At 71.9% G+C, this 12,793-nt stretch carries 13 protein-coding genes and 2 pseudogenes; 10 read left to right on the top strand and 5 right to left on the bottom strand.

Features of this window, described 5'->3' with window-relative positions:
* Nucleotides 1-12 precede the first annotated feature (12 nt).
* Nucleotides 13-762: an SDR family oxidoreductase gene (locus ABT254_RS19275; RefSeq protein ID WP_351471212.1), complete on the bottom strand. Its 750-nt coding sequence runs from the start codon at nucleotides 760-762 to the stop codon at nucleotides 13-15.
* Nucleotides 763-881: 119 nt separating this feature from the next.
* Between ABT254_RS19275 and ABT254_RS19280 the strand changes: the two genes are divergently transcribed.
* Nucleotides 882-1,571, top strand: coding sequence for a TetR/AcrR family transcriptional regulator (locus ABT254_RS19280; RefSeq protein WP_351471215.1), 690 nt, complete (start codon nucleotides 882-884; stop codon nucleotides 1,569-1,571).
* A gap of 18 nt (nucleotides 1,572-1,589) precedes the next feature.
* Here the strand turns inward: ABT254_RS19280 and ABT254_RS19285 are convergent, their stop codons facing one another.
* Nucleotides 1,590-2,273: a response regulator transcription factor gene (locus tag ABT254_RS19285; RefSeq protein WP_351471218.1), complete on the bottom strand. Its 684-nt coding sequence runs from the start codon at nucleotides 2,271-2,273 to the stop codon at nucleotides 1,590-1,592.
* A gap of 1,150 nt (nucleotides 2,274-3,423) precedes the next feature.
* Here ABT254_RS19285 and ABT254_RS19290 point away from each other — a divergent pair.
* A complete protein-coding gene (locus ABT254_RS19290) occupies nucleotides 3,424-3,738 on the top strand; it encodes an oxidoreductase C-terminal domain-containing protein (RefSeq protein WP_351471221.1) in 315 nt (104 codons plus the stop codon).
* A gap of 3 nt (nucleotides 3,739-3,741) precedes the next feature.
* Here ABT254_RS19290 and ABT254_RS19295 read toward each other — a convergent pair whose 3' ends face one another.
* Nucleotides 3,742-4,587: a DUF3152 domain-containing protein gene (locus tag ABT254_RS19295; RefSeq protein ID WP_351471223.1), complete on the bottom strand. Its 846-nt coding sequence runs from the start codon at nucleotides 4,585-4,587 to the stop codon at nucleotides 3,742-3,744.
* Between the two features lie 140 nt (nucleotides 4,588-4,727).
* On the opposite strand from ABT254_RS19295, the gene ABT254_RS19300 reads away from it, so the two are divergent.
* The 4 genes from ABT254_RS19300 (at nucleotide 4,728) to ABT254_RS19315 (ending at nucleotide 8,067) form a co-directional block, all read left to right on the top strand.
* On the top strand, nucleotides 4,728-5,408 hold the full coding sequence (locus tag ABT254_RS19300) for a response regulator transcription factor (RefSeq protein WP_351471226.1): 681 nt from the start codon (nucleotides 4,728-4,730) through the stop codon (nucleotides 5,406-5,408).
* 44 nt (nucleotides 5,409-5,452) lie between these two features.
* On the top strand, nucleotides 5,453-6,943 hold the full coding sequence (locus tag ABT254_RS19305; RefSeq protein WP_351471984.1) for a sensor histidine kinase: 1,491 nt from the start codon (nucleotides 5,453-5,455) through the stop codon (nucleotides 6,941-6,943).
* The gene (locus ABT254_RS19310; RefSeq protein ID WP_351471229.1) at nucleotides 6,940-7,452 is read left to right on the top strand and encodes a GerMN domain-containing protein; all 513 of its coding nucleotides are present in this window, start codon (nucleotides 6,940-6,942) and stop codon (nucleotides 7,450-7,452) included. Before ABT254_RS19305 ends, ABT254_RS19310 begins: the two co-directional genes overlap by 4 nt.
* An 87-nt stretch (nucleotides 7,453-7,539) precedes the next feature.
* On the top strand, nucleotides 7,540-8,067 hold the full coding sequence (locus ABT254_RS19315; RefSeq protein ID WP_351471231.1) for a MarR family winged helix-turn-helix transcriptional regulator: 528 nt from the start codon (nucleotides 7,540-7,542) through the stop codon (nucleotides 8,065-8,067).
* Between the two features lie 13 nt (nucleotides 8,068-8,080).
* On the opposite strand, the pseudogene ABT254_RS19320 reads toward ABT254_RS19315, so the two are convergent.
* A pseudogene (locus ABT254_RS19320) lies at nucleotides 8,081-8,734 on the bottom strand (MFS transporter); the annotation flags it as partial.
* Here ABT254_RS19320 and ABT254_RS19325 point away from each other — a divergent pair.
* The 4 genes and pseudogenes from ABT254_RS19325 to ABT254_RS19340 form a co-directional block, all read left to right on the top strand.
* Nucleotides 8,721-8,990 (top strand): annotated as a pseudogene (locus tag ABT254_RS19325) (helix-turn-helix transcriptional regulator); the annotation flags it as partial. The pseudogenes ABT254_RS19320 and ABT254_RS19325 sit on opposite strands and share 14 nt — an antisense overlap.
* A gap of 31 nt (nucleotides 8,991-9,021) precedes the next feature.
* Entirely contained in the window at nucleotides 9,022-9,399 is a 378-nt protein-coding gene (locus tag ABT254_RS19330) for a DoxX family protein (RefSeq protein WP_351471234.1), read from the top strand.
* Nucleotides 9,400-9,867, top strand: a complete 468-nt coding sequence (locus ABT254_RS19335; protein ID WP_351471237.1) for a peroxiredoxin — start codon at nucleotides 9,400-9,402, stop codon at nucleotides 9,865-9,867.
* Between the two features lie 76 nt (nucleotides 9,868-9,943).
* Nucleotides 9,944-12,283: a SpoIIE family protein phosphatase gene (locus ABT254_RS19340; protein ID WP_351471239.1), complete on the top strand. Its 2,340-nt coding sequence runs from the start codon at nucleotides 9,944-9,946 to the stop codon at nucleotides 12,281-12,283.
* On the opposite strand, the gene ABT254_RS19345 is transcribed toward ABT254_RS19340, so the two are convergent.
* On the bottom strand, nucleotides 12,284-12,718 hold the full coding sequence (locus tag ABT254_RS19345; RefSeq protein WP_351471241.1) for a cupin domain-containing protein: 435 nt from the start codon (nucleotides 12,716-12,718) through the stop codon (nucleotides 12,284-12,286).
* Between the last annotated feature and the right edge of the window lie 75 nt (nucleotides 12,719-12,793).

The raw sequence follows: 12,793 nt of genomic DNA on the forward strand, positions 1-12,793 counted from the left end.
ACGGCGCGGGCATCAGATGATGCCGCCGTTGGCCCGCACCACCTGTCCGTTGATCCAGCGGCCCTCGGGGCCGGCCAGGAAGGACACGACGCCCGCGATGTCCTGCGGCGTCCCCAGGCGTTCCAGCGGAGGCTGCGCGGCCAGACGGGCGATCGTCTCCTCGTCCTTGCCATCGAGGAAGAGATCGGTGGCGGTCGGGCCGGGCGCCACCGCGTTCACGGTCACGTCACGGCCGCGCATTTCCCGGGCGAGTATCAGCGTCAGCGCCTCGACCGCCCCCTTGCTCGCGGCATAGGCGCCGTAGCCGGGGAAGGCGAGGCCGACCACCGAGGTGGAGAAGTTGATGAGGGCTCCGCCGGGGCGCAGGCGGCGGGCGGCCTGCTGGTCGACGACGAACGTGCCGCGGATGTTGGTGTGGTAAAGGGCGTCGAGCTCAGCGAGGTCGAGTTCGGCGATGGGGGACAGGGGCATCCGTCCGGCCGCGTGCACGACCGTGTCGATGCCGCCGTATGTGGCCTCCGCCAGGTCGAAGAGGGCGGCGACCGCCGCCTCGTCACCGACGTCCGCGCGGGCGGCGTATGCCGAGCCGCCTGCGGCCTCGATGGTCTGTACGACGTCGTCGGCCGCGTCCTTGTTGCCCGCGTATCCGACGACGACCGCGAACCCGTCGGCGGCGAGCCGCTCGGCGACCTGCCGGCCGATGCCGCGCGATCCGCCCGTCACGATCGCGACACGCCGGGCAGTGGGGGAGTGAGTGGTCATGGCTGCACCTTTTCGCTGAGTATCGCTGCTACGAAGATTTCGTATCGACGATAACACAGGATCGTAGCGACGATATTCCCAATTTCGTATCGGTGCTACGCATGCCGTACCGTGGACGCATGGATGCGAGGGAAAAAATCCTGGAAGCGGCCACGGACCTGCTGGCCAAAGCGCCGGTCGCCGATGTCTCCACGCGTGCGGTGTGCGAGGCGGCCGGGGTGGGGGCTCCGATGCTGTACCGGCTGTTCGGCGACAAGGCCGGGCTGCTGGCCGCCGTCGTCGACCGGGGCTTCGAGGAATACCTCGCCTCCAAGCGGGCGGCGCGGCCCAGCGACGACCCGGTCGCCGACCTCAGGAGCGGCTGGGACAACCACATGAGCTTCGCGCTGGAGCACCCCAACCACTACCGACTGATGTACTCGCCCGAGCTGACGGCCCCGCCCGCGGCGGCCCAGGAGGCGCACGCCCTGCTGCACGGGATCCTCGAACGCTGCGCCGCCGCCGGCCGGCTCACCGTCCCGCCCGCGCTCGCCACCCAGATGATCATGTCCGCCAATGTGGGCGCGGCCCTGTCGATGCTGACCAGGCCCGAGCAGTATCCGGACGCGCAGTTCGCCGAACGGCTGCGTGACAGTGTGCTCGACTCTCTGACCCGCCCGGCCGGCCCGGGTGAGCCCGGAGAGCAGGACGCCGTCCCGGTCGCTGCCGCGACGCTCGCGGCCCGCCTGCGGGCCGCGCAGTCCCCGGTGTTCACACCGGCGGAGTCGGCTCTGCTGGAACAGTGGCTGGACAAACTCTCCGCAGGCTGAGGCCGTGGCCCGCGGTTCTCATCGCTCCGCAGCCGGCGATGTCGGCACGAGCCCCGACTGGTAGGCGATGACGACGAGTTGGGCCCGGTCGCGGGCGCCCAGCTTCGTCATCGCGCGGTGCACATGGGTGCGTACGGTCAGCGGGCTGACGAAGAGTTTCTCGCCGATCTCCTCGTTGGAGTGGCCCTCCGCCACCCAGGCCGTCACCTCCCGCTCGCGGGCGGTGAGCGCGCCGAGGTCCTCGGACGCCGCCGGCCGCGCATCCCCTGCGGGGGCGGACAGGAAACGCGTGATCAGTGCGCGCGTGGCGAGCGGGGAGAGCAGCGAGTCGCCCGCGGCCACGGTCCGGATGCCGTCGAGCAGCGCGTCCGCGGTCACGTCCTTGCCGAGGAAGCCGCTCGCGCCGGCCCGCAGCGCCTCGGCGACGTACTCGTCGATCTCGAAGGTGGTGAGGATCAGCACGCGCGTGTCCGACAGCTCGGGGTCGGAGCAGATCGCGGACGTGGCGGCCAGGCCGTCGGTGCCGGGCATGCGGATGTCCATCAGGACGAGGTCGGGGCGGTGCACGCGCGCGAGGGCGACGGCCTCGGCGCCGTCGGTGGCCTCGGCGACCACCGCCATGTCGTCACAGGAGTCGATCAGGATCCGGAACGTGGCCCGCAGGAGGGCCTGGTCGTCGGCGAGCAGCACGCGGATGGTCATGGCGTCCGTTCTTGTCGTCTCATGGTGCCCGTTCCATGCGTCACGGGTTTCTGGGCGTCAGGGAGCGGCGGGGGGCAGGGCCGGGGTGGTGATCTCGAAGCCGCCGTCCAGGCCCGGAGGGCGCCGCCGACGGACTGGCATGCTCGGCGAGGTTGGCCGGCGCCACTTGCACGCGGGCGACCATCACCGGTGCCGACGGCAACGGCCCGAGCGGACGGCCCAGCGTGCCGGCGTCGGCCGCCCCGAGAGCGGTCACCATGAGCGCAGTGCGGGGGCGGGTCCGCTGCTGGAACAGGGCCCCGCAGGAGGGTCCTGCCAGGGGCGATGACGTGCCCACCGCTCGGCCGGTGCGTGCCGGACACGCGGATCTCGACGGTGCGCGCATGCTCGTCCATGTGTCGCTGCCAAGGGATGCTCATCGCGTCTCTCCGGTCGGGTCCTGGAAGCCATGGTGGGTGATCCCCGCCGGGAACGACGGGCGAGGACCGTCCGTGTCCTGCGACACGGGCGCCCCTGTCGGAGGAAGCGTGCGAGGTCAGACGCGCACGAACTCGCGGACGAGCGCATCTGGCGCGTGCGGATCGCGCAGGCCCTTGCGGGTGAGCGCCCTCGCGGGGAGGCCGCGCAAAGCGCCCTGCGGACGGGTAGATTACTTGAGTCAAGCAATGGAAAGGGGATAGGGTGAGTGACATGCCTCCCTAGTCCCCCCACGGCGCCATCGGCGAGAGGTCGGCGCTTGCCCGCGGCGCCGGACGGCATGTCCTGGTCGTCGCGGGTGAACCGGACCTGGTCGAACTGCTGTCGACCACCATGGAGTTGGCGGGCTACCGGATCAGCCTGGCCGCCACCGGGGCGGAGGCGCTGGCGCGAGCCATGGGCAGCGCTTCGATCTCGTGGTCCTCGATGCCGCGCTGCCCGACCTCGCGGGCCTCGGCCGTGAGCGCCGCCCGCCGGCCGGCGGTCCTGTTCCTGACCGTGTACGACTCCCTGGACCGGCTTGAGCCCGAACTCGGCCTGGGGGAGAAGGACTACGTCACCAAACCGTTCCGGGAGGGTGAGCCACTGCCCCCTTCGACCCGCCACCCGCCCTCAAGGACCTGTAGGAACAGGCGCCGCTCACGAAAGTGCGGTTGTGGGACGGCAGTGAGCCATGGCCGCCGCCCTCAATCTACTGCGCCCCGCCGCCCGTAAGCCGTTCGCCCCGGTGCCGTACTTCTGGTCCGACCAGTACGACATGAAGATCCAGGCTTACGGCTGTCCGCGCGGGCGCGACGAAGTCGCCGTGGTCGACGGGGGCTTGGCCGAGGGCAGGTTCGTGGCCGCGTACCGCACCGGCGAGCGGGTGAGCGGTGCGCTTGCGGTGGGCATGCCGCCCAAGGCCCTCAGGCCGTGGCGGCAGGCGATCGCGGCCGGAGTGGCCTGGGGCGAGGCCGTGCGGCTCGACTCGACCGTGTCGGGGGTGTGACCTTCACGGGGCGGCGGGGCCGGTGAGGTAGCGTCCCCGCTCGTCGTACGGCCAGACATTGGGCACACAGCCGTGCATGCCCTTGATCTGCTGCATCATCGCCGGGGCCGGCTGCCCCGCACCGGGACAGGTGACGTGGCCGTGTCCGAGGAAGTGGCCGACCTCGTGGTTGATGATCAGCGCGTGGTAGGCGGTCACGTCCTTGGCGTAGACGGGCGTGGCGAGCAGCCAGCGTTCGAGGTTGACCATCACCTTGTGGTTGACGCTGCAGTTGTACCGGCCTTCGGTGTCCAGGCCTCCCTCGGCGCACGTCCTGTCCACGGTCCCGGGCGTTGCGACCCGTACGACGAAGTCGGTGGTGGTGCCGCCGGAGACCCGCTGGAACGCCGAGTGGCCGTCGGCGGTCCAGCCGCGCGGGTCGGCGAGTATGCGCTCCACCTCCTTGGCGACGGAGGCGGTGGACAGGTCGAGGTTCTTCTCGACCTCGACCCGGTAGCGCAGCGCCTTGCCGGTCCCGGCCTTGGCGCTTGTGCCCGCCGCGGTGGTGAACGTGTCCGGTCCGGTGGCCGGGATCTTCGGGGCGGGCGGGGTGGAAGCGCTGTGGGACGGGCTGGGCGGCGTCGTGACGGGGCGCGGTGAGTGCGAGGGCTTCGCATGTGCGGTGGGTCGGGGCCGGTCGTTGTGGGCGTCCGCGGACGTCCGGCCCACGGCCGCGAAACCGGTGACGCTCAGGACGGTCAGCGCGGCCAGGCCTCCCCACACCTTCGTCCTCGACCGTCGAGCGGCGGCGTGCGAGACGCCTTTGCGACGACGGCGACGGGGCGAGCGAGTTGCTTTGTGCGCGGTCATGGTCGTTCAGGTTGTGATCGATATGTGATCGGACCTGGCGCGAGCGATAACGAAAAGGTAACGCCCTGTCGGCTGCGGGCACATATGATCATCCGGTAACAGAAGCCCGGGCGGTCGGTGGAGGTGCCGATACTGAGCCCATGCCGCGAGTTCTGCTGATCGAAGACGACCGTGCCGTGCGGGAGGGCGTCGCCCTTGCCCTGCGCCGTCAGGGGCACGAGGTCGCCACGGCCGTGACGGGGGAGGAGGGGGTGGAGCTGGTGCGGTCCTTCCGGCCCGATGTCGTGGTGCTGGACCTGATGCTGCCCGGAATGCCGGGCCTTGACGTGTGCCGTGCGCTGCGCGCCCTCGACCAGACGCTGCCGATCATCATGGCCACCGCGCGGGGCGACGACGAGGACATCGTCGTAGGGCTGGAGGCCGGAGCCGACGACTACGTCGTCAAGCCCGTGCAGGCCCGGGTGCTGGAGGCGCGGATCCGTGCCGTGCTGCGCCGGGCGGCCGGCACCCCCGGCGACGGCGGCATACCCAAACTCGACCGCTACGGGGACCTGACCGTAGACCGGGCCGGCTTCTCGGTCACCCTGAGGGGCGCGCCGGTGGCGCTCGCCGCCTCCGAACTGCGGCTCCTGATGACCCTGTCCGCCTCACCCGGCCAGGTGTTCAGCCGGCAGCAACTCCTGGAAGCGGTCTGGGAACACAGCTACCACGCCGACGCGCGCTTGGTGGACGCCTGCGTGAAGCGGCTGCGCGCCAAGATGGGCGAACCCCGCTACATCGAGACGGTGCGCGGCTTCGGCTACCGGTTCGCCTCCCTGTGACCCGCACGCCGAAGGCCCGACGCGCGTTGGCGGAGCGCTTCAGGCTGCCCCAACTGCGTGGTCTGCGCACCCGTTTGGTCGTCGCGTTCGCGCTCGTGGCCGCGCTCACCGCGGCGACCACCGGCGCCCTGAGCTTCCGCGAGGCGCGCACGGGCCTGCTCCAGCAGAGCCAGGACACGGTGATCGCGCAGCTGCGCGCCCAGGCGAACCGGCTCGCCCCCGAGGTCGTCGCACCGCCGGACAAGGCCGAACTGCGGCGGTTCGCGGCCGCCATGGCCGCCACCGACCCCTCAGGGACCTGGCGCGTCATGGCCACCTACCGCGATCTGAGCGCTACCTCCTTCCCGGGCGACCGGTTCGAGGAACTCACACCGGCCCTGCGCAAGGCGGTGGACACCCGACTGGCCACCGTCTTCCAGCGGGTGAAGAGCGGCGACCACACCGCACTCGTCGTCGGCATGTCGGTCACCTTCGCCGGAGGCGTGGGCGACTCGGGCCTCCAGGTCTTCCTGATCGTGGCGCAGACCAAGGAACAGGCGTACGTCGACGCCCTGGTCACCGCCATCGAACGGGCCACCGTGCCCGCCCTGGCACTGGCCGTGCTGCTGGCCCTGCTCGCCGCGCGCGGGGTGCTCAGGCCGGTGCGGGCGCTGCGCGGCGCCACCCGCAGCATCGCCGAGGGGCGGCTGGACACCCGGCTCGCCGTCGACGGCTCCGACGAACTCGCCGATCTGTCACACACATTCAACGAGACGGCCGCCGCCCTGGAGGCGTCCGTCGCCGAACTGCGCGGCATGGAGGCCCGGGCCCGCCGGTTCGCCGCGGACGTCTCGCACGAGCTGCGGACCCCGCTGGCCGCCATGTCTGCGGTCACCGACGTCCTCGACGAGGACGCCGCCCGCCTCGACCCGGACACCGCCACCGCGGTCCGGCTGATCAGTGAGGAGACCGTGAAGTTGGCCCGTCTGGTGGACGATCTGATGGAGATCTCCCGCTTCGACGCCGGCGCGGCAGTGCTGCACCTGGACGAGATCGACCTGGCCGAGTCGCTGCGCCGCACCCTCGCCGCCCGCGGCTGGACCGACCTGGTGGACACCGAGTTGCCGCCGCCCGACGCGCTGCGGGGGCGCGTCGACCCACGCCGCCTCGACGTCGTCGTGGCGAACCTGGTCGGCAATGCCCTGCGGCACGGCGCCCGCCCCGTGCTGTTGCGGCTGACCGGGGCAGGACGGCTTGCGGCGGAGCGACGGGCGGTCATCGAGGTACTGGACAGCGGACCCGGCATCCCCGACGCCGTGCTGCCTCATGTCTTCGAGCGCTTCTACAAGTCGGACGCCGCCCGCACCCGCACCGAGGGCAGCGGCCTGGGCCTGGCGATCACCGCCGAGAACGTCCGCGTGCACGGCGGCAGTGTGAGCGCCGCGAACCGGCCGCAGGGCGGCGCCGTCTTCACCGTCGAACTCCCGCTGCACAACGAGCAGTTGTCGCAGGGGCGGGCCGAAGGCGATGCATCGGCACGAGGGAGCAGGCCATGAGAGCCGGCCGCCGAACCGCCTTCCTGCTGTGGCTCCCGATGCTGGGGGCGCTCACCTCCTGCGGCATTCCCACGACCGGCGTGGTGGAGGCGGGCGGACCCGCGAGCGGGGTCGCGCCGACGCTGCAGGTCTACTTCGTGGCCGGCCGCACCCTGCGCGGCGTGGACCGCAGCCTTGCCGGGCCGGTGGATGTCGAGCAGGCCGTACGGGTCCTGTTGAAGGGGCCGACCCGGGCGGAACAGGCCAAAGGCCTGTACACGGTGCTGCCGCCCGACGCGTCCCTGATGTCCCGGGTGACGGTGACCTCCCGCGACGGCCACGTGACCATCCGGCTGTCCGCCGGTCCCGGGGACTCGGGCGAACTCGCCGCGGCACAGCTCATCTGCACGGCCGTCGCGGCACAACGCGTCATCGCGCCGGGGGCCGACCCGCAGCCGGTGACCGTCACCGGGCCGGGGCTCGACGTCCGGGGGACGGGAACCCAGTGCCCCGACGGCCCGGGGACGTAGTGCAGCCGCGCCATGCGGCCGCCATACGCAGGGCAAACGCCCGCAGTGGATTACTTGAGTTACGCAACAAATGGTAAAGTGGATCGCATGCCCACACCACCGCTCCCCGAGATCCCCGACACCCCCGCCTCGGACGAAGTGATCGAGATCGAGCGGGCGCTCACCCGCATCACCTACCTGAGCACGCGCGCCCGCCAGCACGACCGGCTGATGGCCCTGGCCGGCGTGCCGCTGGACCGGGCGGCCGTGGCGCTGCTGCGGCAGGTCGCCGATTCGGAGCCGCTGCGCCCAGGGGAGCTGGCCGCCCGGCTGGGAGTGGAGGCGTCCCATGTCACCCGCACCGTGCAGCAGCTCCAGAAGTCCGGCTATGTCACCCGCGTCCCGGACCCCGATGACCGACGCGCCCAGCGCATCGAGCTGACCGAGGCCGGGCAGCAGGCCATCGACCGTATCCGTGACGCCGGTTCGCGGGGCATGCAGCTGGCCCTGTCCCACTGGGAGCCGGAGGAACTGCGGCAGCTGGCCACCCTCTTCCACCGCATGGTCGACGACTTCCTCGCCGCCGGCGTCGAGATGGAGGCGGAACGGACGACCGCGCCGGCGGGTACCGCCTGATCCGACGGCGACCTCACGCCGAGGCCGCGCGGGGGCGCCGCCGTACGGTCACCGGTTCCACCGCCGCAGCGGGCTCCCGCAGACCGCACAGCAGAAGCCGGCCCAGGGCGGGCAGCACGATCAGCGGGACCAGGGCGGCCCGCAGTGAGGTGGCGTCGGCCAGCGCCCCCAGAACAGGGGCGGCAAGCCCGCCGACGCTCACCGTCAGCCCCAGGGTGACCCCGCTCGCCGTGCCCGGCCGTCGGGGCAGGAAGTCCTGGCCGAGCGTGATGTGCAGCGCGAAGGGGACGTACAGGCCGGCCGAGGTGAGCGCCACGAACAGGTAGATCACCGGGCCGGGTGCCAGGATCAGGCCCGCGACGGCCAGGACGGTCAGCGCGTATGACCGGCGCACCACCGCGACCCGCCCGAACCGGTCGGCGAGCCGTCCCCCGGCCACGGTGCCGAGCGCCCCGCCCCCGTACAGCACGAACAGCGCCGCCGTTCCGGCCGCCGCCCCGCCGCCCGTCCGTTGACGGACGTAGAGCGAGACGAAGGCACTCAGCCCGACGAAGACGATCGAGCGGCACACGATCGCACCGGACAGCCGCAGGGACGAAGCCCAGTCGTCGCTGCCGGTGGCCGCGCTCGTACGGAGGACCGCGCCGCGGCCTGCCGGCGAACGCACCCTCAGCCGTCTCTTCCGCCGTGAGTTCGGCATGACCTTCCCGCAGTGGCGCACCCAGTCCCGCCTCTACCACGCGCTGCGCATGCTGACCGACGGCGACCCCGTCACGACCGTCGCCCACCACTGCGGCTGGTCCTCCGCCAGCGCCTTCATCGACGTCTTCCACCGCTCGTTCGGCTACACCCCGGGAACCCACAACCGCCGCGCGCGGGGCCCGGACCAGGCCGCCGGAACCACCCCTTCTACCCTCGGGTAACATCCGGCAGCAGGTCATCAGAGGAGGAACCGTGCCACGGTCCGAACGCTCGCCCCTGCTGCTCGCCGGCCTGCTGGCCACCGCGGGTGTCGCCCACTTCGCCTCGCCGAGCAAGTTCGACGAGACCATCCCCGAGGCCCTGCCGGGCAGGCCCAGGACATGGACGTACGCCAGCGGCGCCGCCGAACTGGCCCTTGCGGCGGGCATCGCACTGCCCCGCACCCGCAAGCCCGCGGCCCTCGCCGCCGCCGCGTTCTTCGTCGGCGTGTTCCCCGCCAACGTGAAGATGGCCGTCGACTGGCGGCACCGCCCCACCCCGCAGAAGGCCGCGGCCATCGGACGGCTGCCGCTGCAGGTGCCCCTCGTCCTGTGGGCCCGCAGCGTCGCGAAGAGCGGGGAGGGCCGCTAGGTGAGCGAGCGTGTGAACGTCGGCGACAAGATCGACGACTTCGAGCTGCCGGACGAGACCGGCACCACCCGCACCCTGTCCGAGCTGCTCGCCGACGGACCGGTCGTGCTGTTCTTCTACCCCGCCGCCCTCACCGCGGGCTGCACCGCGGAGGCCTGCCACTTCCGTGACCTGGCCGCCGAGTTCGCGGCCGCCGGTGCCCGGCCCGTGGGCATCAGCGGGGACTCCGTCGAGAAGCAGCAGGAGTTCACCGGCCGCCACAACCTCGGCATGCCGCTGCTGTCCGACGCGGACGGCACGATCCGCGAGCGGTTCGGCGTCAAGCGCGGCTTCACCCTGGCCCCCACCAAGCGGGTCACCTTCGTCATAGCGGAGGACCGCACCGTCCTGGAGATCGTCCGCAGCGAGCTGCGGATGAACACCCACGCCGACCGGGCCCTCGCCGCCCTGCGCGACCGGACGAAGTGACCGCCGTGAAACGGAGGGTCCGCCCGGCCCTCCGTTTCGGTTGAAGCGGTGAGACAAAAGAACCATCCTGAACCTTATGGAGCACGCCCCCGCTGCGGCGACCGTCGATGCCCGGGGCATCGTGACCGGGTGGAGCGAAGGTGCCCGGAGGCTGACCGGATACCCGGCCGAGGAGGCCGTGGGCCGGCCGGTGCGGGATCTGCTCGCCGAGGACCCGTCGCCCGGCGCCTTGGATGCCATGACCGGCACCGTCGTCCTCCGGCACCGTGACGGCTCCTCGGTGCCTCTCGCCCTCCGCGCATGCGCCCTGTCCGGCGGGGACGACTCACCCGACCGATACGTGGTCACCGCCGAGCAGCCTGCCAGGCCGGAGCCGACGCTTGCGGGGCAGGCCTTCCAGCAGGCCTCCATGTCGTTGTCCGTGTTCGACGCCGACCAGCGCTATCTGCGGCTCAACGACGCTTCCTGCCAGGTGATGGGGGTGCCCGCCGAGACCCTGCTCGGCCGGTACTTCATGGACACCGTTCAGGACGTCGGGTACAACCGGGGATTTCTGCGGCATCTGGAGCAGGTCATCGAGACGGGCAGACCGGTCCGATACGAGAGCTACGCGCACGCGCCGTCCTCGAACCGGGAGCACGCCTGGACCACCGAGATGTGGCCGGTCCGGGACGCCGACGGCAATGTCATCGGAACCGGCATCGCCGCCTTCGACAGCACCGAGCAGTACTGGGCCCGGGAGCGGCTCGCGCTGCTGAACGAGGCGGCGGCCTCCATCGGCACGACACTGGACGTGGTGCGCACCGCCGAGGAGCTCATCGAACTGCTGGTGCCCCGCTACGCCGACTTCGCCAGCGTCGACCTGCTCGACTGGGTCCTCGGCGCGGAGGAGCACCCCGCACCGCGCGAGATGGACGTCGTGCTGCGCCGCGTCGCCCACGGCTCGGTCACCGAGGGCACACCCGAGGCGGCCGTGCGTATCGGCGACACCGACTTCTACCCGTCGTTCTCGCCGCCCGCGAAGGCACTGAGAGCGGGACGAGCGGTCCTCAGCCACGCGGGCGAACAGGATTTCATGCGCTGGGTCGCCGAGCGCAACGCGCGAGCCCCCGGGGGCAGCCCCCACCGCAGAGGGGTGCACTCGATGCTCGCGGTACCGCTGCGCGCCCGCGGCACCACCCTGGGCGTCGCGGTCGCCGTCCGCATCGCCAATCCGGACAACTACGGCGGCGACGACGCCGTACTCGCCGAGGAACTCGCCAGCCGCGCCGCCGTCTGCATCGACAACGCCCGCCGCTTCTGCCGCGAACGCACCACCGCACTGGCCCTGCAGCACAGCCTGCTGCCGAAAGGACTGCCCGGACAGGCGGCGGTCGAGGTGGCCCACCGTTATCTGCCTTCCGACTCCCTGGTCGGCATCGGCGGTGACTGGTTCGACGTGATCCCGCTCTCCGGCAGCCGTGTCGCCCTGGTCGTCGGCGACGTGGTGGGACACGGCATCGCATCCTCGGCCACCATGGGCCGCCTCTGCACCGCCGTACGCACCCTCGCGGACGTGGACCTGCCGCCCGACGAACTCCTCACCCATCTGGACGACCTGGTCACGCACCTGGCGTCGGACGACACCGGCGACGAGGTCGCGGAGCTCGGCGCCACCTGCCTCTACGCGGTCTACGACCCTGTCTCGCGCCGCCTCCACCTCGCCGCGGCCGGCCATCCACCGCCCGCGCTGCTGCTGCCCGACGGCACCGCGAGCCTCGTCCCCATGACGGCCGGACCCCCGCTCGGCGTCGGCGGTCTGCCCTTCGAGTCCACGGAGCTGGAACTGCCCGAGGGCTCCGTCGTCGCCCTGTACACGGACGGCCTGATCGAGGACCGCGACCGCGACGTCGACCACGCCCAGGCCGAACTGTGCCGCGCACTGACCGCCCGCGCCGACACCCTCGACACGCTGTGCGACACGGTCCTCAAGGCCGTGCTGCCGGAGGAGCCCAGTGACGACGTGGCGCTGCTGCTGGCCCGCACCCGGGCGCTGGGCGAGGACCGGGTCGCCACCTGGGACATCACCCCCGATCCGGAACGCGTGGCCGCGGCCCGCCAGGCGGCCACCGAGCAGCTGACCGCCTGGGGCCTGGACGAGGCCGCCTTCGTCACCGAACTCGTCGTCAGCGAACTGGTCACCAACGCGATCCGGTACGGCGCGCCCCCCGTCCAGCTGCGGCTGATCCGCGACCGCAACCTCATCTGCGAGGTCTCCGACGGCAGTTCCACCTCACCGCATCTGCGCCGGGCGCACGCCTTCGACGAGGGCGGCCGCGGACTGCTGCTGGTCGCCCAGCTCACCCAGCGCTGGGGCAGCCGCCAGACGGGCCGGGGCAAGACCATCTGGGCCGAACAGACGCTGCCCCCGGTCTGATCACTGGAAGGGGCAGCCCGGGTTCGGCACGTCCTCCGAGTAGGGCGCGCCGTGCGGGAGGATGTACAGCACCTCGAGGATGAGGGGGGTGTCGCCCTCGTTGCGCCCGAAGTGGACGTCGGCCGGACCGCCCGGCTCGCGGACGGTGGTCCCGGTCCTGTACACGCCGTCCTCGGCGCAGTCCGAGTGGTAGTGGGTCAGCGTGCCCTGCCGGACGAAGCCGTAGACCGTGCCGTCGTGGTAGTGCCAGCCGGTGCCCTGACCGGGCGGGACGGTGATCTCCCGTATGACGTAGTCGGTGTTCCCGACGGTGGTGGAGCTGATCAGCTTGGCGGTCACTCCCGGTCCGGGTGGAGTGGCGCCGGCGGTGCCGCAGGTCAGGACGGTGCCGGCGACGACCGCGCCGACGACGGTGGTACGGAGCGCGTTGCGCATGCGGAAAGGCCTTCCGGGACGAGGCGAAGATCGAGTACCGCCGTGAACATAAAGGCCCGGGCCGCTTGTTGGGGC

Origin of the sequence: Streptomyces sp. NPDC001137, assembly GCF_040298885.1 — a bacterium.
Classification (GTDB): domain Bacteria; phylum Actinomycetota; class Actinomycetes; order Streptomycetales; family Streptomycetaceae; genus Streptomyces.

Bases quoted from the DNA above. Each gene is read 5' to 3' on its own strand.
- ABT254_RS19275 (WP_351471212.1), bottom strand. From the start codon at position 762: ATGACCACTCACTCCCCCACTGCCCGGCGTGTCGCGATCGTGACGGGC.
- ABT254_RS19280 (WP_351471215.1), top strand. From the start codon at position 882: ATGGATGCGAGGGAAAAAATCCTGGAAGCGGCCACGGACCTGCTGGCC.
- ABT254_RS19285 (WP_351471218.1), bottom strand. From the start codon at position 2,273: ATGACCATCCGCGTGCTGCTCGCCGACGACCAGGCCCTCCTGCGGGCC.
- ABT254_RS19290 (WP_351471221.1), top strand. From the start codon at position 3,424: ATGGCCGCCGCCCTCAATCTACTGCGCCCCGCCGCCCGTAAGCCGTTC.
- ABT254_RS19295 (WP_351471223.1), bottom strand. From the start codon at position 4,587: ATGACCGCGCACAAAGCAACTCGCTCGCCCCGTCGCCGTCGTCGCAAA.
- ABT254_RS19300 (WP_351471226.1), top strand. From the start codon at position 4,728: ATGCCGCGAGTTCTGCTGATCGAAGACGACCGTGCCGTGCGGGAGGGC.
- ABT254_RS19310 (WP_351471229.1), top strand. From the start codon at position 6,940: ATGAGAGCCGGCCGCCGAACCGCCTTCCTGCTGTGGCTCCCGATGCTG.
- ABT254_RS19315 (WP_351471231.1), top strand. From the start codon at position 7,540: ATGCCCACACCACCGCTCCCCGAGATCCCCGACACCCCCGCCTCGGAC.
- ABT254_RS19340 (WP_351471239.1), top strand. From the start codon at position 9,944: ATGGAGCACGCCCCCGCTGCGGCGACCGTCGATGCCCGGGGCATCGTG.
- ABT254_RS19345 (WP_351471241.1), bottom strand. From the start codon at position 12,718: ATGCGCAACGCGCTCCGTACCACCGTCGTCGGCGCGGTCGTCGCCGGC.